18 protein-coding genes, 1 tRNA gene and 1 riboswitch are annotated in these 18251 nt (G+C 47.5%); of the genes, 8 read left to right on the top strand and 11 right to left on the bottom strand.

Features of this window, described 5'->3' with window-relative positions; translation table 11 throughout:
• The coding region (locus tag L4C42_RS08325; RefSeq protein ID WP_429760064.1) for an integrase core domain-containing protein at positions 1-291 on the top strand (291 nt) is incomplete at its 5' end.
• Between the two features lie 371 nt (positions 292-662).
• On the opposite strand, the gene gloA is transcribed toward L4C42_RS08325, so the two are convergent.
• The 9 genes from gloA to L4C42_RS08280 all read right to left on the bottom strand — a co-directional run bounded on the left by gloA (position 663) and on the right by L4C42_RS08280 (position 8458).
• Positions 663-1079: a lactoylglutathione lyase gene (gloA, locus tag L4C42_RS08320; protein WP_353496682.1), complete on the bottom strand. Its 417-nt coding sequence runs from the start codon at positions 1077-1079 to the stop codon at positions 663-665.
• A gap of 17 nt (positions 1080-1096) precedes the next feature.
• Positions 1097-1738, bottom strand: a complete 642-nt coding sequence (gene nth, locus L4C42_RS08315) for an endonuclease III (protein WP_112480531.1) — start codon at positions 1736-1738, stop codon at positions 1097-1099.
• A 99-nt stretch (positions 1739-1837) separates the two neighbouring features.
• Entirely contained in the window at positions 1838-2527 is a 690-nt protein-coding gene (locus L4C42_RS08310; protein ID WP_112480530.1) for an electron transport complex subunit E, read from the bottom strand.
• Positions 2527-3156 carry an electron transport complex subunit RsxG gene (gene rsxG / locus L4C42_RS08305; protein ID WP_353496681.1) on the bottom strand — a complete coding sequence of 210 codons (630 nt, stop codon included), beginning with the start codon at positions 3154-3156 and terminating at the stop codon, positions 2527-2529. The genes L4C42_RS08310 and rsxG overlap by 1 nt, the downstream gene beginning before the upstream one ends.
• Before the next feature lie 4 nt (positions 3157-3160).
• Positions 3161-4207, bottom strand: coding sequence for an electron transport complex subunit RsxD (gene rsxD, locus L4C42_RS08300; RefSeq protein ID WP_353496680.1), 1047 nt, complete (start codon positions 4205-4207; stop codon positions 3161-3163).
• Positions 4207-6855 (bottom strand): electron transport complex subunit RsxC, encoded by a 2649-nt coding sequence (gene rsxC / locus L4C42_RS08295; RefSeq protein ID WP_429760061.1) that lies wholly within the window; start codon positions 6853-6855, stop codon positions 4207-4209. The genes rsxD and rsxC overlap by 1 nt, the downstream gene beginning before the upstream one ends.
• Before the next feature lie 8 nt (positions 6856-6863).
• On the bottom strand, positions 6864-7445 hold the full coding sequence (rsxB, locus tag L4C42_RS08290; RefSeq protein ID WP_112462411.1) for an electron transport complex subunit RsxB: 582 nt from the start codon (positions 7443-7445) through the stop codon (positions 6864-6866).
• Positions 7445-8026 carry an electron transport complex subunit RsxA gene (gene rsxA / locus L4C42_RS08285; protein WP_042476631.1) on the bottom strand — a complete coding sequence of 194 codons (582 nt, stop codon included), beginning with the start codon at positions 8024-8026 and terminating at the stop codon, positions 7445-7447. The genes rsxB and rsxA overlap by 1 nt, the downstream gene beginning before the upstream one ends.
• 356 nt (positions 8027-8382) lie before the next feature.
• Positions 8383-8458, bottom strand: a tRNA-Asn gene (locus L4C42_RS08280).
• A gap of 487 nt (positions 8459-8945) precedes the next feature.
• Between L4C42_RS08280 and uvrB the strand changes: the two genes are divergently transcribed.
• From uvrB to L4C42_RS08265, 3 genes are all read left to right on the top strand, one after another.
• Positions 8946-10976, top strand: a complete 2031-nt coding sequence (gene uvrB / locus L4C42_RS08275) for an excinuclease ABC subunit UvrB (RefSeq protein WP_353496678.1) — start codon at positions 8946-8948, stop codon at positions 10974-10976.
• 146 nt (positions 10977-11122) lie between these two features.
• Entirely contained in the window at positions 11123-12523 is a 1401-nt protein-coding gene (gene luxO, locus L4C42_RS08270) for a quorum-sensing sigma-54 dependent transcriptional regulator LuxO (RefSeq protein WP_353496677.1), read from the top strand.
• Complete coding sequence (locus L4C42_RS08265; protein ID WP_353496676.1) at positions 12520-12870, top strand: Hpt domain-containing protein; 351 nt, start codon at positions 12520-12522, stop codon at positions 12868-12870. The genes luxO and L4C42_RS08265 overlap by 4 nt, the downstream gene beginning before the upstream one ends.
• A gap of 74 nt (positions 12871-12944) precedes the next feature.
• Here the strand turns inward: L4C42_RS08265 and L4C42_RS08260 are convergent, their stop codons facing one another.
• Entirely contained in the window at positions 12945-14546 is a 1602-nt protein-coding gene (locus L4C42_RS08260) for a long-chain fatty acid--CoA ligase (protein ID WP_353496675.1), read from the bottom strand.
• A 221-nt stretch (positions 14547-14767) separates the two neighbouring features.
• Positions 14768-15655, bottom strand: a complete 888-nt coding sequence (locus L4C42_RS08255) for a YvcK family protein (RefSeq protein WP_418642055.1) — start codon at positions 15653-15655, stop codon at positions 14768-14770.
• A 169-nt stretch (positions 15656-15824) separates the two neighbouring features.
• Positions 15825-15975, top strand: a riboswitch (molybdenum cofactor riboswitch).
• On the opposite strand from L4C42_RS08255, the gene moaA reads away from it, so the two are divergent.
• From moaA to moaD, 4 genes are all read left to right on the top strand, one after another.
• The gene (moaA, locus tag L4C42_RS08250; RefSeq protein ID WP_353496673.1) at positions 15964-16953 is read left to right on the top strand and encodes a GTP 3',8-cyclase MoaA; all 990 of its coding nucleotides are present in this window, start codon (positions 15964-15966) and stop codon (positions 16951-16953) included. Its footprint overlaps the riboswitch before it by 12 nt.
• 47 nt (positions 16954-17000) lie before the next feature.
• Positions 17001-17513 (top strand): molybdenum cofactor biosynthesis protein B, encoded by a 513-nt coding sequence (moaB, locus tag L4C42_RS08245; protein WP_112462417.1) that lies wholly within the window; start codon positions 17001-17003, stop codon positions 17511-17513.
• A gap of 15 nt (positions 17514-17528) precedes the next feature.
• Positions 17529-18008, top strand: a complete 480-nt coding sequence (gene moaC / locus L4C42_RS08240; protein ID WP_042502300.1) for a cyclic pyranopterin monophosphate synthase MoaC — start codon at positions 17529-17531, stop codon at positions 18006-18008.
• The gene (moaD, locus tag L4C42_RS08235; RefSeq protein WP_353496672.1) at positions 18005-18250 is read left to right on the top strand and encodes a molybdopterin synthase sulfur carrier subunit; all 246 of its coding nucleotides are present in this window, start codon (positions 18005-18007) and stop codon (positions 18248-18250) included. The genes moaC and moaD overlap by 4 nt, the downstream gene beginning before the upstream one ends.
• The last annotated feature ends 1 nt before the right edge of the window (position 18251 follow it).

Genomic DNA, 18251 nt, shown 5'->3' with positions numbered 1-18251 from the left:
AGCCAATACAGTAGCCTTAAATACCGTCAAAGGCTTTGGCGATATCGCATAACTCAGAGCATGAGTCGTCGAGGTAACTGCTGGGATAATGCTCCTATGGAGAGGCTATTTAGAAGCTTAAAAACCGAATGGATACCAGCTACTGGATACCTGACCCAAACTCAGGCAAAGAAGGATATCAGCTATTACTTGATGGATTACTACAATAGGCAACGGCCTCATCAAGCAAATGATGGGCTATCGCCAGTTACTGCCGAAAATCGGCTTAAGTTAGTGTCCGGAATTTGTTGACCACTACAATCTGGGACAACATAGGCTAGAGCTTAGACATGATTAGGCTAACCTAACGAAACTCTATGTAAATTCTATCGCCTATTTTAGCCAGTTTGAACATAACACTCAATTCGTTTAAAGGCTTACTTGGCTCACATATATCTAAGACACAGAAAGCCACTTGAACATAGACGATCTATATCCACTCTAACTCCCCCTAAGTTGGATTGGTCAGTAAGGTAGTAGGCCTTGGCGTTCAAGTAGAGAACGTTCTTTTATGTTGGGGAAAGAGTGGGAACTTGCAAGTTTTGGTTACTTGGAGAGAGGTACTAAAAAGCCAGTGGTTAATGTCCACTGGCTTTCTCATTTCAGCTCGGCTAAATCAGCACTTAACCTTCAAGGCCAGCACTGGCTTCTTTGTTTTGAATTAACTCAATCATGTAGCCATCTGGGTCTTTGACGAAGGCGATTTGCGTCGTGCCGCCTTTTACAGGACCCGGTTCGCGGGTGACGTTGCCACCTGCAGCTTTGATGGCGTCGCATGTGGTGTAGATGTCGTCTACGCCGATAGCGATGTGACCATAGGCGCTACCTAGATCGTATTCGGTGACGCCCCAGTTGTACGTTAGCTCAATCACTGCACCTTCAGACTCATCACCAAAGCCTAAGAAGGCTAGGGTGTATTTGTATTCGGTGTTTTCATTTTTGCGCAGCAAGTTCATACCAATGACGTCGGTGTAGAACGAGATAGATTTATCTAGGTCACCTACACGTAGCATAGTGTGAAGGATACGGCCGTTAGACATAACATTGCTCCTTAATATTAATTGTCTGGATAGACTTTTTCTTTGAATTCGCAGAGATCTTCGATAATGCAGCTGCCGCAGCGCGGTTTGCGGGCGACACAGGTGTAGCGTCCGTGAAGGATCAACCAGTGATGCACATCAAGCTTAAATTCTTTTGGAACGACTTTGAGTAATTTCTCTTCCACATCGTCGACGGTTTTGCCCATCGCGAATTTAGTGCGGTTTGAGACGCGGTAGATATGAGTGTCTACCGCGATGGTTGGCCAACCAAAGGCGGTGTTGAGTACCACGTTGGCGGTTTTACGGCCCACACCAGGTAGCGCTTCCAACGCTTCACGATTTTCTGGGACTTCGCTGCCGTGCTTTTCGATGAGGATCTTACAAGTCTTGATGACGTTCTCGGCTTTTGAGTTAAACAGGCCAATCGTCTTGATGTACTCTTTCACGCCATCTACACCGAGCGCTAGCATAGCTTCCGGTGTATTTGCGACGGGATAGAGTTTATCAGTAGCTTTGTTAACACTGACATCGGTTGCTTGCGCCGATAGTAGAACCGCTATCAGCAGTTCGAATGGCGAGCTCCAGTTGAGCTCAGTCTCTGGTTTGGGGTTGTTTTCGCGAAGCCGCTCTAGAATCTCTTTTCTTTTGGTGTTGTTCATTTGCTGACTAATTCTTCCGCTGATTGCTTGTACTCAGTGTCTGAGTATCCAGTGTATTTTTATTATAAAAATGCCCGAAAATCTCGGGCATGAAAAGCTTTAGTTGGTAACGCGAGCGCGTTCAATCTCTGGTTTTTCTTGTTTTGGTTGGCGCTGTTCGATTTGCTTATCGATGACGTTCTTGAGAGCAATCAGGAAGCCAACGCCGATAAACGCCCCTGGTGGCAACAATGCCAACAAGAACTGGCTATCAAACTGGAACACTTCAATACGAAGGGCTGCCGCCCAGTCACCTAGTAGCAGGTCGGCACCATCAAACAGGGTACCGTTACCAATTAACTCTCGCATCGCACCAAGCACAACAAGCGCAGAGGTCATGCCCATGCCCATCCAAAAACCATCGAGAGCAGCAGGGCCAACCGCGTTTTTAGATGCGAACGCTTCTGCACGGCCGATGATGATACAGTTGGTCACGATAAGCGGGATAAAAATACCCAATGATAAGTAAAGGCCATAGGCGTATGCGTTCATCAATAGCTGAACACAGGTTACTAGCGCTGCAATGATCATTACGAACACCGGAATACGCACTTCTTTTGGCACGTAGTCACGAACTAAAGAGACTGTCACGTTGGAGCCAACCAATACCAATAGTGTTGCGAGTCCTAAGCCTAAGGCGTTGGTTACGGTGGATGAAACCGCAAGCAGAGGACAGAGACCAAGCAACTGTACTAAAGCTGGATTGTTATCCCACATGCCATTTTTAAGAAGTTCTTTTGAGGTTGTCATTACTCACCTCCACAGTTACGTGGCTGGTTTAAAATGGAGTCGCGATTGTTGTTCACGTATTCCACGGTATTTTTGACCGCATTGACCACCGCTCTTGGCGTGATAGTTGCGCCAGTGAACGAGTCGAACTGGCCGCCGTCTTTGCGGACTGCCCACTCATTCAGGTTGTCTTCGGTCACTTGCTTGCCAGAGAAACCTAAGATCCAATCAGTGATTCGAAGGTCGATTTTATCACCCAGTCCTGGTGTCTCTTGGTGCGCTAATACTCGCGTACCCAAGATAGTTCCGTCTACATCAACGCCAATGATGAGCTTGATTGCGCCGCTGTAACCATCTGGTGCGATGGTTTCAATTGCAAGAGCTTTTGGCTCATTGTTGATGGTGGCAATGTAAGCGGGCTGCGCTGCCGTGGTACCAAGTGCCGGATCGCTGACCAAGGTGCAAGCGGCGTATAGTTCGTTGTCATGCAGTTCATGAGGGATGACCTCATTTAGCGTTGCTTGCAGCTGTGCGCGTTCTTGGCGCAAGATCTGATCTTTCGTCAGGTACTGAGTAACGGCAACGACACCGGTTGATGCACAAGCAAAGATAGCCAGTGTTAAGCCGTTTTTTCTAATCGCATTCAACATAATATCAGTGCCCGTAAGTTCTTGGTTTGGTGTAGTAATCGATAAGCGGTACACACATATTGGCAAGTAGAACACCAAAGGCGACGCCATCTGGAAAACCGCCCCAAGTACGGATGATGAAAACCATCAAGCCAACGAAGGCACCAAAAATCAAACGACCTTTTACTGTGGTCGATGCAGAAACGGGATCGGTCGCAATAAAGAACGCACCAAGCATAGTCGCACCCGACAACAGGTGCAGCAGAGGCGAGCCTGTTTCGCCAGGCCATATCATGGCGAAGAAGCCGCTGACTACAGTCAGAGACACTAACATCGCCACCGGTATGTGCCATTGGATAATGCGTAACTTGAGAAGTGCCAAACCGCCGAGCAGATAGGCTAGGTTTACCCATTCCCAACCAATGCCAGCGAGGCTGCCAAAGATGGGCTGGCTTAGAACTTCACCCATGGTGTTGCCATTACTGATGCCTGTTTTGAATGCATCAAGCGGTGTTGCCATTGTAATGCCATCAATGCCAGTACGGATCTGCTGTAGTGAGTAGCCATCCATATCAAAGCCACCGAAAATCAGCGAGAAAGCGTCAGCAAAACCAACGGGTTCGTTTGAGATAGAGATTGGCGTGATCCAGCTTGTCATCTCTACAGGAAAAGAGATAAGTAACACAACATAGGCCACCATTGCTGGGTTAAATGGGTTCTGACCCAGACCACCATAAAGGTGTTTCGCGATGACGATAGCGAATAGTAGACCAATGACTACCACCCACCATGGAGACAGTGGCGGGATGGCAATAGCAAGAAGCCAAGCGGTAACCAATGCACTGTAGTCACGAAGTGCTAGAGCAGGGGATCGCTTACGCAGCACCATGACCGCAGCTTCAAGTCCCAGCCCGACAACAATCGCCAGCGCGAGTTGGATAATCGTGCCCCAACCAAAGAAATAGGTCTGAGCGACAAGGCCTGGCAGCGCACACAGCGCCACACCTTTCATCAGATCCGGCGTACGTTTACGACTATGAGCATGTGGAGAGCTAGCAATAAAGAACGACACTAGTTGTTCTCCTTATTTTGTTCTTGTTGGCGTTTTCTAGCTTTTGCGCGAGCAATCGCGGCAGCGACGGCGGCTTTTTTCGGATCGTCTGATTCCGAAGTTGTCGTCTCAGTAGCCACTTCTTTAGGTTGTTCAGCTTGTGCTGATTCTGCTTTTTCAGGTTCAGTTTGAACCGCTTGCTTGCGAGCTTTAGCGCGTGCAACCGCCGCAGCAACTGCAGCTTTCTTCGGATCTTCCGCTTCAGAAGATGGCGTTTCGCTTGCCATTTCTTCAGTTTCAGCTTGAGCGGCTTGTTTACGGGCTTTAGCTCGCGCGATAGCGGCAGCTACTGTTGCTTTCTTCGGATCATCTGCTTCAGACGCTGGCGTTTCGCTTTTCGCTTCTTCTGGCTCAACCTGAGTAGCTTGTTTACGAGCTTTAGCGCGCGCAATAGCAGCAGCTACTGCGGCTTTCTTCGGATCATCTGTTTCAGACGCTGGCGTTTCGCTTTTCGCTTCTTCCGGCTCAACCTGAGCAGCTTGTTTACGAGCTTTAGCGCGCGCGATAGCGGCAGCAACTGCAGCTTTCTTAGGAGCGTCTGCCTCAGACGCTGGCGCTTCGTCTTTCGCTTCTTCTGACTCAGCTTTACCGGCTTGTTTGCGAGCTTTGGCACGAGCAATTGCAGCAGCGACTGCTGCCTTTTTTGAATCGTCTGACTCAGAAGTTGGTGTTTCGCTTTCTGATTCTGACGGATCAGTTTGAGTTGCTTGTTTGCGTGCTTTCGCACGGGCAATCGCGGCGGCCACTGCCTCTTTTTTCGCTTCTTGGCTGCCTGAATCAGAAGGCGCATCTTGCTGCTGCGCAGCTTTCTTGGCTTTCGCACGAGCGAGGGCTGCAGCAATCGCAGCTTTCTTCGGATCGACATCTGCGCTGGTTTCTGCAGTAGCGTTTTCTGGCGCTGACGCTTTGTCAGCTTTACGCTCTCTGGCTTGACGCTTACGCTCTTCGCGCAGTTTAGCCATTTCTGAATTGTCTGGCTCTGCTTGACCTTGTTTAGCGGCTTCCGCCTGCTTAGCTTTAGCGCGGGCAATCGCTGCAGCGACCGCTGGTTTCACTTCACTAGTGGTTTCAGTTTTGGCTTTCTGCGCTTTAACGCGCTCAATGGCAGCAGCGATAGCGTCGTCGCCATCAGATTTACTCATCTGTTTGCGGCGATCATCGGCGGCTTTCTTGAATCGATTTTCACGTTCTGCTTTGTCACGCTCCATGCGTGCTTTTTTCTCTTCAAAACGGACTTTCGCACGTTCAGCTGCATCGGCATCTTGTTTACGAATGCGGATTTCGGCTTTGGCCTGGCGATAGTATTGAACCAGCGGGATTTCGCTTGGGCAAACAAACGCACACGCACCGCATTCGATACAGTCTTTAAGGTTCAGCTCTTCACATTTGTCGTATTCTTGCGATTTTGCGTACCACTGTAATTGCTGTGGAAGCAAAGATGCGGGGCAGGCTTCGGCGCACTGACTACAACGAATACAGGCGATCTCGTGAGAGCGAGGATCAATCTCACGAAACGTTGGTGCTAAAATACAGTTCGCCGTTTTGGTGATAGGGACATTGGCATGCGGTAGGGTAAAGCCCATCATTGGACCACCCATAATAAGACGTTGTGATTTCTTATCTGCTTTGTAACCAAACTCATCAAGCAGCGCTTGCACTGGCGTACCAATACGAGTCCAGACGTTACGTGGTTGTTTGAAGGTTTTACCTGTGAGTGTGACGACACGTTCAATGAGTGGCTCACCTTGGCAAACGGCACGCTTAATTGCGAACGCAGAGCCAATGTTTTGTACCATAAGGCCAATATTGGCAGGAATGCCACCCACTGGCACTTCAAGATTGGTTAAAATCTTGATGAGCTGCTTTTCACCGCCTGATGGATATTTGGTTGGGATCACACGAATCACAATGTCTTCGTTCGCAGCGGCTTTCTCTAATGCTTTTATTGCTTCGGGCTTGTTATCTTCAATACCGATGATGGTCAGCTTTGGCTTAAGCATATGCTTGAGAATGTTGATGCCTTCAATTACTTCATCGGCGCAGTCTTGCATTAAGCGGTCATCTGCCGTGATGTAAGGCTCACACTCAGCGGCGTTGAGGATCAAGATTTCAGTGCGCTGTAAACCCGATTGAATTTTCTTCGCTGTTGGGAAGCCTGCGCCGCCCATACCTGAGATACCGGCAAGACGAATGGTCTCGATGAGCGCGTCTGGCTCAAGTGCGCGGTAGTCTTCGACAGGAGAAAGCTCAGTCCAGGTGTCTTCGCCATCCGCTTCAATCACAATGCAGAGATCATTCAAACCCGATGGGTGAGCAATAGTGCGAGGTTCAATCGCTTTGATGGTGCCGGACGTTGGCGCATGAACAGGCAACATGAAGGCCGCGTTGACTTGGCTTAGCGGCTGACCTTTAAGTACTTTATCGCCAACGTTAACCAATAGGTCGCCTGGCTTACCAATGTGCTGTTTTAGAGGAATGACGAGTTCGCTCGGTACAGCAGCACGTGCTATCTCATTGCGGTTAGACTGTGTCTTATTTTCTTGCGGGTGCACGCCGCCAGGGAAGTCCCAAAGGGAGCCTGATTTAATTTGTTCGATGAGTGATAACATAATGCTCCCTACTTACCGTTTAGTTCTGTCGTTGGTTCGGTAATGTTGACGACAGGGATAGCATCCATTTGCCATTTCCATGTATCCGCGGTGGTTTCTACCGGGATCATTTCAATACAATCAGTTGGACACGGCGCAACGCAAAGGTCACAGCCGGTACACTCATCCTTGATAACCGTGTGTAGAGCTTTAGTACCACCTACAATGGCGTCTACAGGGCACGCTTGAATACATTTTGTGCAGCCAATGCACATGTCTTCGTGGATAAAGGCGACTTTTTTAATCGATTTTTCGGCATCGTGTGCAGAATCTTCGACTTCGACACCCATTAAGTCTGCAAGCTTTTCAATTGTCGGTTGACCACCCGGAGGGCATTTGTTAATTGCGTCGCCGTTAGCAATCGCTTCGGCGTAGGGGCGACAACCTGGGTAACCACACTGACCACACTGAGTTTGCGGCAGAATGCTGTCGATTTGATCGACAATAGGGTCAGCTTCTACTTTGAATTTGATAGAGGCAAAGCCCAGAACGGCGCCAAACAGACCCGCTAGGATAACAACAGCAACGATGGCAATAAGGATGGTACTCATTATAGTTTCACCAACCCTGTAAAGCCCATGAACGCAAGAGACATGAGTCCTGCGGTAATCATTGCGATAGAAGCACCTTTGAATGGCGCTGGTACATCTGCGGCCGCAATACGCTCACGCATTGAAGCAAATAGGATCAGTACCAAAGAGAAACCAACGGCTGCGCCAAACCCATAGATAATGGATTCGATGAAGTTGTGGTTTTCGTTGATGTTTAGCAGTGCAACACCCAATACGGCGCAGTTGGTCGTGATCAGTGGCAAGAAGATACCGAGTAGCCTGTATAGAGTAGGGCTGGTTTTGTGAACTACCATCTCCGTGAACTGCACTACCACCGCGATGACGAGGATAAAACTCATCGTTCGCAGGTATTGGATACCTAAAGGTACAAGCACATAGGTTTCTACAAGGTAGGCGCACACTGAGGCTAAAGTCAGTACGAATGTTGTCGCAAGACCCATGCCGATGGCCGTCTCGAGTTTTTTAGATACGCCCATAAATGGACATAATCCAAGGAATTTAACCAGTACGAAATTGTTGACGAGTACTGTGCCCACCAACAACAAAAGATATTCGGTCATAATAAAAAGTGTAAAGAGCTCCGATCCCGATATTATCCAGTTTTGAGCGGTGAATAACAACCTGTGAAATCTATGGTTTTGCTCGTTTGTACGAAAAGTATAGGCATTCGGGCTAAAAACAAAAAAAGACGTACAGAATTGGGTGAGTGGGAGCAGACAAAAAGGCTGTTATCTGGAAGGAGTTTGTGAGACGCAGATACGAAAAAGCCGCGTCTTACGACACGGCTTAATCTAAATTTGGCTCCCCCTGCGGGACTGGAACGCGGGCGGCGAGCTCTGCGGCATAAAATCCTGTAGGGATTTCTGTCGCTTAGAAACGAAAAAGCCGCGTCTTACGACACGGCTTATTCTAAATTTGGCTCCCCCTGCGGGACTCGAACCTGCGACATACGGATTAACAGTCCGCCGTTCTACCAACTGAACTAAGGGGGAATTGCTTAAAGCGGGGCGAATCTTAGCTACCCTAGATGTATGAGTCAATGGTTTTTATGAAAAATCACTGCAAAAAAAACTTCAAAAAAAACTTTACTTTCCTGAGAGCCTTATTGCTCATAAGGTTGTTTTACTTATCCACCAAAATTGTGGATAAATGTGTTAATTGCGCTGTAGAGAATGTTGAATTGAGTAATTACTCATTTGATGGGGTGTGAATAACTGAATAAATTGTCAATTATGTGATTGAAATATAATGACTTTTAAAAGCTGGGGTTTGGAGTATCAAAAATGAGAATATTATTATTAACAGCTAAGCTAGGATTGATTGGGGAAAAACCGTGGATGGTTTGAAACGCTGGGTGTAGACGTGGGTTTTGCTTGGGTGCACACAATAGCAAATTGCACGTATAAAGGCGAGCTTTAGGTTGCAAATTGATAGCGCTAGCGCTCAAATAGTAGGGTTGCAGATAAGGGATACAAATAGATGGCAAAACACTTCGAATTGGTTTCTGATTACAAACCTTCAGGAGATCAACCTACCGCGATTACGCAGTTAGTCGATGGCTTGGATTCAGGTCTCGCCCACCAAACTTTGCTAGGGGTAACCGGATCCGGTAAAACCTTCACGTTAGCGAACGTCATTGCCCAAGCGCAAAGACCCGCTATTTTGTTGGCACCAAACAAAACCCTCGCCGCACAGCTTTATGGTGAGATGAAAGCCTTCTTCCCGAACAATGCGGTTGAGTACTTCGTTTCTTACTATGATTATTACCAGCCAGAGGCGTATGTACCGACCACAGATACGTTTATTGAAAAAGACGCGTCAGTGAACGCTCACATCGAGCAAATGCGTTTGTCGGCGACCAAAGCTCTGCTTGAGCGCAAAGATGCGATTATTGTCGCTTCAGTATCTGCCATTTATGGCCTAGGCGATCCCGATTCGTATTTAAAAATGATGCTTCACGTGACTCGCGGTGCGGTGATCGACCAACGTGATATCTTACTTCGACTCGCAGAACTGCAATATTCCCGTAACGACGTTGCGTTTGAACGTGGCCAATTTCGCGTACGTGGCGAAGTTATCGATATCTTTCCTGCTGAATCGGATCAAGAAGCGGTACGCCTTGAAATGTTCGATGATGAAATTGATTGCATCAGTCTTTTCGACCCGTTAACGGGTGTGATTACCCAACGCGATATCGCGCGTTACACCATCTATCCGAAAACCCACTATGTAACGCCGCGAGAACGTATTCTAGATGCGATAGAAGAGATCAAAAAAGAACTTACCAGCCGTGCAACTTATCTAAAAGAAAACAATAAGCTACTTGAAGAGCAGCGTATTTCTCAGCGTACCCAATTTGATATTGAGATGATGAACGAACTTGGCTTTTGTTCAGGCATCGAGAACTACTCTCGTTACTTGAGTGGTCGCAAAGAGGGTGAGCCGCCTCCGACACTATTCGATTATTTGCCAGCAGACGGGTTGCTCATTATTGATGAGTCACACGTGACCGTGCCACAAATTGGCGCAATGTATAAAGGTGACCGCTCTCGAAAAGAAACGCTAGTGGAGTTTGGTTTTCGTTTGCCTTCGGCGTTGGACAATCGTCCAATGAAGTTTGAAGAATTTGAGATGATTTCGCCGCAAACCATTTTTGTCTCTGCAACACCAAGTGTTTATGAGCTAGAGAAATCTAATGGTGACGTAGCCGATCAGGTGGTGCGTCCGACGGGTCTCTTGGATCCAGAAATTGAAGTACGTCCTGTTGCGACTCAGGTAGATGATTTGCTCTCCGAAGCGAGAGCTCGCGCTGCGAGCGATGAGCGTGTGTTGGTGACGACTCTTACCAAACGCATGGCAGAGGATTTGACTGAATACCTCAGTGAGCACGGCGTTAAGGTGCGTTACTTGCACTCAGATATCGATACTGTTGAACGTACCGAGATCATTCGCGATTTACGTTTGGGTGAATTTGATGTGCTGGTGGGGATCAACTTGCTTCGAGAGGGTTTGGATATGCCAGAGGTGTCGCTGGTGGCGATCCTTGATGCTGACAAGGAAGGTTTCCTGCGCTCAGAACGCTCTTTGATTCAGACCATAGGCCGCGCCGCGCGTAATATCAAAGGCAAAGCGATTTTGTATGGCGACCGTATCACCAAGTCGATGCAAAAAGCCATCGATGAGACTTCGCGCCGCCGTGAAAAGCAGCATGCTTACAATGAAAAAATGGGGCTGGTACCCACTGCGCTTAAGCGCAACATCAAAGACATTATGGAAATTGGTGGTGCAGTCAAAGGTGGTAAGCCGAAGAAAGGCAAACAGGTACCACTTTCTAAGGTCGCAGAGCCTTCTCAAGCGTATGTGGCGCTATCCTCACAAGATCTCGAAAAACAAATTCTCAAGCTCGAAGGAGAAATGTATCAACACGCTCAGAACTTAGAATTTGAACTAGCTGCAGAAAAACGTGATGAAATAGAGAAACTTAGACAACACTTCATCGCTAACAGTTAACAAGCTTTGAGCAGTCTGGTAGGCTGCTCAAGCTTTAAGCAGTAAAATAAAAATGGTTTTTCTTAATCAATAATTGCAAAATGCGAATATGCTTATAGAGTAACCAAATAAAGCAAACATAATAAAACAACAGTTAGCTAGGATTTATGCAACCTTTATTCGACGAGCCGAAGTCTCGCTACTTACTGATGGTAGAAGATACGGCCTCCGTTGCAGCTTTATATCGCTCGTATCTTTCTCCATTGGGGATTGATATCAATATCGTAGGCAATGGCCGCGATGCGATTCAAAGCTTACAGCATCGGACACCCGATCTGATACTTCTTGATCTGCGTCTTCCCGATATGACGGGGATGGATGTTTTGGACGCAGTGAAACAATCTCATCCAGACGTGCCTATCATCTTTATGACGGCGCACGGTTCTATTGATATCGCCGTCGATGCGATGCAGCACGGTGCCCAAGACTTTTTGATTAAGCCTTGTGAAGCTGACCGTCTGCGCGTAACAGTAACCAATGCGATTCGCAAAGCGTCTAAACTGCGCGATGAAATCAACGATACGGGTAGCCCAAGCTATCAAGGTTTTATCGGCAGTAGTCAGCCGATGCAAGCCGTATATCGCACTATCGATTCCGCCGCATCCAGTAAAGCCAGTATTTTTATTACGGGTGAGAGTGGTACCGGTAAAGAGGTATGTGCCGAAGCCATTCACGCTGCGAGTAAACGCGGTGATAAACCATTTATCGCAATTAACTGTGCGGCGATCCCGAAAGATCTGATTGAAAGTGAGTTGTTTGGTCACGTCAAAGGCGCCTTTACTGGCGCAGCGGTTGATAGACAAGGTGCGGCTGAGCTTGCTGATGGCGGCACATTGTTTCTTGATGAGCTGTGCGAGATGGATCTCGAACTGCAAACCAAACTGCTGCGCTTTATCCAAACCGGTACTTTCCAAAAAGTGGGCTCTTCGCGCATGAAGAAAGTGGACGTGCGCTTTGTGTGTGCGACCAACCGCGACCCTTGGAAAGAGGTACAAGAAGGGCGGTTTAGGGAAGACTTGTACTACCGTTTGTACGTGATCCCATTGCACCTGCCACCGCTTCGTGATCGTGAAGAAGACGTCATTGAAATTGCCTACTCGTTATTGGGTTTCATGTCGCATGAGGAAGGGAAGAGCTTCGTGCGCTTTTCTCAAGATGTGATTGAACGCTTCATCCACTACGAGTGGCCAGGTAACGTGCGTCAATTGCAAAATGTGCTGCGCAATGTCGTGGTACTTAACCACGGTAAAGAAATCACGTTAGATATGCTGCCGCCACCGTTGAATGAGCCTTTGGTCGTCATGAAACCAACCGCATCATCGATCACGGTCTCGTCATTTGGTCCACAAGATATTGTGCCGCTGTGGCAAACTGAGCGACGTACCATTGAACAGGCCATTGAGGCTTGTGATGGCAACATCCCACAGGCGGCAAAGTACCTGGACGTAAGTCCATCGACCATTTATAGAAAAATCCAAGCATGGAATGCGAGTGAGACCAAAGCATGACGTTTATGAATCAAGACCGAGTTGAGCAGCTTACTAACGAAATTGGCGTGAGTAATATTCCTATTTTACTTGGAATATTCACTGGTGAGTTGGTGACGTATCAAAGTCAGCTTAGTGAAGGCGTACTTAGCGACAAAATGGAGTTGCTGGCGGAAATATGCCACGCACTCAAGAGCAGCGCTGCCAGTTTTGGTGCTGAGCCTTTATGCCAACTTGCGATCCAAATTGATGCGAAATCGAAGCAAAACGAACTGGTGGAAGATCAAGCTCTGATTGACCAAGTGCTTGCGCTGCTTGCTAACACACATACCACTTATATTAGCTACCTCGAGACGATAGAAGCCTAGCGCATCAAAGGTACCAAACGTAAAATGCAGCCTTAGAGGCTGCATTTTTTATGTTAGCTCGTTAAAGCAGCGCTCTATAGATACAATTTTCTAAGTTCTTTCTTATCAACTTTACCAACGCTGGTCTTAGCAATGGTATCGACAAACTTAATCTTCATTAGTAGCGCTTCGCGGGCGAGGATACCTTTGGTGATAAAGCCCTTTGCAAATCCTAAAAGCTCTTTTTCCGTCACCGTTTGTTCAGGTTTTAGCGTGATCAGAGCCAGAGGAACTTCGCCCCATTTATTGTGCGGCATGCCAATCACAGCGGCTTCAGACACGGCTTTGTGTTGATGGAGAATGTCCTCAAGTTCAAGGGAGCTGACCCATTCACCTGAGATTTTAATCATATCTTTCACGCGGTCAGTAATTTTGATGAACCCTTCTTGGTCGATAGTTGCCACATCGCCAGTATGTAAATAACCACCTCGCCACAACGCCTTCGAGTTCTTATTGTCTTTGTAGTAGCTCGGTGTAAGCCACGGGGCTCGAACGACAATTTCGCCTGTGGTTTCGCCATCGTGTGCGAGTGGCTCCATTTGTTCATCGACGATCTCAACTTCGACCATCGCGACTTTTTTACCGGTTTTCGCCCGGTACTCCGCTTGAGTATCCATATCCTCTTCAAGATGTTCAGGTGTGAGTTGCACTATCGACAGGATTGGACCGGTCTCACTCATGCCATATCCGGCAAAGACATCAATATTGCGTGCTAATGCAGCCTGACAAAGTGCTTTTGGCAATGCGGCGCCGCCAATGACGACTTTCCATCCCGATAAATCCATTGAGGAAGATTTGGGTGAGTTGAGTAGCAAGTGCAAGATGGTGGGTACGCAGTGTGAGAAGGTCACTTTTTCTTGTTCAATAAGGCCAAGCAACACATCTGGAACATATTTACCCGGATAGACCTGTTTGATGCCAAGCATGGTCGCCATATAAGGTAGACCCCAAGCGTGAACATGAAACATTGGCGTAATAGGCATGTAGATGTCGCCTTGATGCAGCCGGCCTTGAACCGCATTGGTACCGAGAGAGCTTAGAATCCCTAGGGTATGCAGCACCAATTGACGGTGAGTAAAGAACACCCCCTTTGGCATCCCTGTCGTACCTGTAGTGTAAAAGGTGGTAGCGACTGTGTTTTCATCAAAGTCAGGAAAGTCAAATTCGTTAGGTTGCGCCGCCAATCGCTGCTCATATTCACAATCTCCTTCATCACGGAGTATCACGTAATCGTTGATGGTGTCGATACGTCCTTTGATTTGATCCAAGATTGGTAAAAATTCTTCATGGATGAGCAGGACATCGTCTTCTGCGTGGTCGATGGTATAGAGAATTTGCTCTGGAGAGAGGCGCACGTTAATCATATGCAGCTTGGCGCCAATCATAGGAATAGCGAAGTAGCACTCCAAGTAACGGTGAGAATCATAGTCCATTACTGCCACTGTATCGCCTTTTTTTACGCCCATTTGGGTTAGGGCGTTAGCAAGTTGCCTCACGCGATCATGAAAGGTCTGATAAGTATGGCGACGGTAATTGGCGTAGATGATTTCTTGGTCTGGATCAAAAGCAACGGGGGAGAAAAGGAGGTTCTTGATCAGCAGTTGATAATTGGATGGGTCATTCACGTACTGGTTCATGTCGGCACTTCGCTATTTTGATTGTTGTGATGCTAGAGTGATGCATTCATGGCAACGCAACAATTTGCTTGGTTAGCAATTGTTAACTAAGTAGGGTTTTTATCAGAATAGCAGTGAGGAACTGTGAGTGAATACTTACCTAGTATACAAAAAGCCCCAACTAGCTCTAAGTGACTGAGTATGAGGCTTTTATTGGAAAGTCCAAGTGAATCACATTGAGCTTATTGCAGCAGCGACTCAATTGCTTGTTTGAGTTTATTCCTATCATGGCGCCAATCACGATTGGGTGAGGCCAGAGGTTGAGTCATACAGTTCCAGCGTGAGCAAATATCTGGGTGAGCCTGCTCACCTAAAATAACATCGAGTTTTCTGCCATGCAGAGCTCGTTCACACCATTGCAGTTTTTGCTCCAGCGTCATTCGTCCAGCCGGGCCATACTCGGGTGATAGGTTCTCAACAAACACCACTTTGGCTTTGGTATTACTGTTAATGGCTTGGCTGAGATCAGCAAGCAAAAGCGGCGGCATAATACTGGTTAGAAAACTACCAGGGCCAAGCACAATACAGTCCGCTTGGAGAATCGCATCGACCGCTTCTTTAGTCGCAGGAACGACAGGTTCTAAATCAAGACGCTGTAGGTCTTGCTCCATTTCATCCACGGAGGTTTCACCCGTAACCCATTTCCCTTCTACTGAAAGTGCTTTGAGATCAGAAGGATGCTCAGACATTGGGATGATATTAACATCGACTTTAAGCAAGTCTCTAATCAGCTCAATTGCGTCGAGAGGGCGGACGGATAAGTTATCCAGTGCGGTAAGCATAAGGTTGCCAAGGTTGTGACCATTCAGGTCGCCCGTGCCTTTGAAACGGTACTCAAACATCATTGAACCGATAGACGGATCGGTAATGAGCTGATTGATACAGTTGCGAGTGTCGCCCCAAGCAATGCCACCTTGGCACTCTCGAATACGGCCGGTGGAGCCGCCATTGTCAGTTGTTGCGACAATACCTGTGGCATTAGAGCCGAAGTCTTTCAGCGCAGCCAACATGCGCCCTAAGCCGTGACCGCCACCGATTGCCACGATTTTTTTTGATGAATAGTTGCTCATCTTATTCTACTTTTGTGTTACTTAGTTTTCGTAACATAGGGTAAATTGTTCATTTGCGATACTCAACTATAATAAAAATGACGAATAGATAAGGTTTTTTGATTGCAAAGCTGGAAAACCCTGTCGTTATTGAGTATTTTACTCACACGCTGTTAGCGACTCATATCGCTAATTGCCATAACTCCGAGCTCACGACGCTAAGTCTTCTGATGTAATATCAATCAAGATAAGCGTGTTGAGCCAGTGACATTTGGTCACAAGGGCTTGATTGGAAATGATCACGCCTCCCGTGTTTGGAAAGGTGTTCCGTGGCGCAACAATTCGAAGATAAATTCCATCGCAAGTTCTATTACTTGCGTTTGTCGGTTACAGACGTCTGTAATTTCCGATGTACATATTGCCTCCCTGATGGCTACAAACCACCTGGTCACAAGAGACCAGCATTTTTAACGCTGCCTGAAATAAAGCGTGTTGTCACTGCATTTGCAGATTGTGGCACGTCAAAGGTGCGTATTACTGGTGGTGAGCCTAGTCTTAGGAAGGATTTCCCTCAGATCATTGAAACGGTCGCGAATACGCCTGGCATCAGCAAAGTGGCTACGACAACTAACGGTTATCGTATGGCAAAGCAAGTTGATAACTGGCAGCGAGCGGGTTTGACTCATATTAACGTCAGCGTTGATAGTCTTGATCCTCGTATGTTCCACCAAATTACAGGTGAGAATAAGTTTACTGAGGTGATGGCTGGCATCGATCGCGCGTTTGAGATCGGCTACGAGCAGGTCAAAGTCAATGTGGTGTTGATGAAAGATCTCAACGCCAAAGAGCTGCCGTCGTTTCTTAACTGGATCAAAGATCGTCCTATCCAACTTAGGTTTATCGAGCTGATGCAAACCGGGGAAATGGACGAGCTGTTTCAAAATCATCATGTCTCAGGTGTGGACATACGCAATCAACTTATCGCCAACGGTTGGATACTTAAAGCGCGTCAAAACAACGACGGCCCGGCTCAAGTATTCGTGCATGCCGATTATAAGGGCGAGATTGGTTTGATCATGCCATACGAGAAAAACTTCTGCGAAAGTTGTAACCGCTTGCGTGTCTCTGCAATGGGTAAGCTGCATTTATGCTTGTTTGGTGAGCATGGTGTAGAGCTGCGAGACTTACTGCAAGAAGACGCGCAGGAGCAGGCGCTAATCAAGCGCATTCAAGCACAATTACAGACCAAGTCGGTCAGTCACTTCCTACATGATGGCAATTCAGGAATGACGCCTCACTTGGCATCCATCGGCGGCTAATTCGCGTCGTCGATTTTAATGTTTACAGTTTTTATAGGGTGAAAATCATGGGTCACGCAGAGAGCAAATTTGTGCCTGCGAATATCGCAGTGCTAACCGTTTCAGATACACGTACAGAAGAGAACGACACATCAGGTCGCTACCTGGTTGAAAACCTGCAAGAAGCGGGTCATACGTTGGCAGACAAAAAAATCGTTATCGATGACATCTACCAAATCCGAGCAGTGGTTTCACAGTGGGTTGCTGACGAAAGCGTTCAAGCGGTAATGATCACAGGCGGTACAGGCTTTACCTCTCGTGATAGCACACCAGAAGCGCTAGTGCCTCTTTTCGATAAGCAAGTAGAAGGCTTTGGTGAGCTATTCCGCGCGGTATCTTACGAAGAGATTGGTACGTCTACTATTCAGTCACGTGCGATTGCTGGTTTTGCTAATCACACGGTGATCTTTGCGATGCCTGGCTCAACAGGTGCATGTCGCACGGGTTGGACGAAAATCATTAAGCAGCAACTCGATGCAAGTCATCGCCCTTGCAATTTCATGCCTCACCTAACTAAGTAAGTGTCGGGGTTAGTCATGTCGGAATTTACACATATTAATGCATCGGGCGAGGCCAATATGGTTGATGTTTCAGCTAAGGCTGAGACGGTTCGCGAAGCGCGTGCAGAAGCGTTTGTGCATATGGCACCGGAGACGCTGAAAATGATTACCTCTGGCAACCATCACAAAGGAGATGTGTTTGCTACCGCACGTATTGCGGGTATTCAAGCGGCGAAGAAAACCTGGGATTTGATCCCACTGTGTCATCCGCTACTGCTTTCTAAAGTGGAAGTGCAGCTAGAAGCGCTGGAAAGTGAAAACAAAGTACGCATCGAATCCGTGTGTAAGCTAGCGGGTAAAACGGGCGTAGAAATGGAAGCTCTGACTGCAGCCTCCGTCGCGGCATTGACGATTTATGACATGTGCAAAGCGGTACAGAAAGACATGGTGATCGACAGCGTTCGATTGCTAGAAAAAACCGGCGGTAAGTCAGGTCACTTTAAGGTGGAATCATGATCAAAGTACTGTTTTTTGCTCAAACTCGCGAACTGGTTGGTGTCGACGAGCTTGAACTTGATGCCGGCTTTGACACGGTTGAAGCCATCCGTGCTCACTTAGCGAAGCAAGAGGGCAAGTGGGACTTGGCGCTTGATTCTGGCAAGTTATTGGCTGCGGTAAACCAAGACATTGTCCCGCTGACGGCAGCCGTCAGTGATGGTGACGAAGTGGCCTTTTTCCCTCCGGTAACTGGTGGCTGAT

The organism is Vibrio wakamikoensis (genome assembly GCF_050337275.1).
Lineage (GTDB): Bacteria > Pseudomonadota > Gammaproteobacteria > Enterobacterales > Vibrionaceae > Vibrio > Vibrio chaetopteri.
The sequence above is the reverse complement of the archived record's forward strand: the minus strand, read 5'-3'. Positions and strand labels throughout refer to the sequence as shown.

What these genes read in the sequence shown, in the direction of transcription:
- gloA (WP_353496682.1), bottom strand. Translation starts at nt 1,079, where the DNA reads ATGTCTAACGGCCGTATCCTTCACACTATGCTACGTGTAGGTGACCTA.
- nth (WP_112480531.1), bottom strand. Translation starts at nt 1,738, where the DNA reads ATGAACAACACCAAAAGAAAAGAGATTCTAGAGCGGCTTCGCGAAAAC.
- L4C42_RS08310 (WP_112480530.1), bottom strand. Translation starts at nt 2,527, where the DNA reads ATGACAACCTCAAAAGAACTTCTTAAAAATGGCATGTGGGATAACAAT.
- rsxG (WP_353496681.1), bottom strand. Translation starts at nt 3,156, where the DNA reads ATGTTGAATGCGATTAGAAAAAACGGCTTAACACTGGCTATCTTTGCT.
- rsxC (WP_429760061.1), bottom strand. Translation starts at nt 6,855, where the DNA reads ATGTTATCACTCATCGAACAAATTAAATCAGGCTCCCTTTGGGACTTC.
- rsxB (WP_112462411.1), bottom strand. Translation starts at nt 7,445, where the DNA reads ATGAGTACCATCCTTATTGCCATCGTTGCTGTTGTTATCCTAGCGGGT.
- rsxA (WP_042476631.1), bottom strand. Translation starts at nt 8,026, where the DNA reads ATGACCGAATATCTTTTGTTGTTGGTGGGCACAGTACTCGTCAACAAT.
- uvrB (WP_353496678.1), top strand. Translation starts at nt 8,946, where the DNA reads ATGGCAAAACACTTCGAATTGGTTTCTGATTACAAACCTTCAGGAGAT.
- luxO (WP_353496677.1), top strand. Translation starts at nt 11,123, where the DNA reads ATGCAACCTTTATTCGACGAGCCGAAGTCTCGCTACTTACTGATGGTA.
- L4C42_RS08265 (WP_353496676.1), top strand. Translation starts at nt 12,520, where the DNA reads ATGACGTTTATGAATCAAGACCGAGTTGAGCAGCTTACTAACGAAATT.
- L4C42_RS08260 (WP_353496675.1), bottom strand. Translation starts at nt 14,546, where the DNA reads ATGAACCAGTACGTGAATGACCCATCCAATTATCAACTGCTGATCAAG.
- L4C42_RS08255 (WP_418642055.1), bottom strand. Translation starts at nt 15,655, where the DNA reads ATGAGCAACTATTCATCAAAAAAAATCGTGGCAATCGGTGGCGGTCAC.
- moaB (WP_112462417.1), top strand. Translation starts at nt 17,001, where the DNA reads ATGGGTCACGCAGAGAGCAAATTTGTGCCTGCGAATATCGCAGTGCTA.
- moaC (WP_042502300.1), top strand. Translation starts at nt 17,529, where the DNA reads ATGTCGGAATTTACACATATTAATGCATCGGGCGAGGCCAATATGGTT.
- moaD (WP_353496672.1), top strand. Translation starts at nt 18,005, where the DNA reads ATGATCAAAGTACTGTTTTTTGCTCAAACTCGCGAACTGGTTGGTGTC.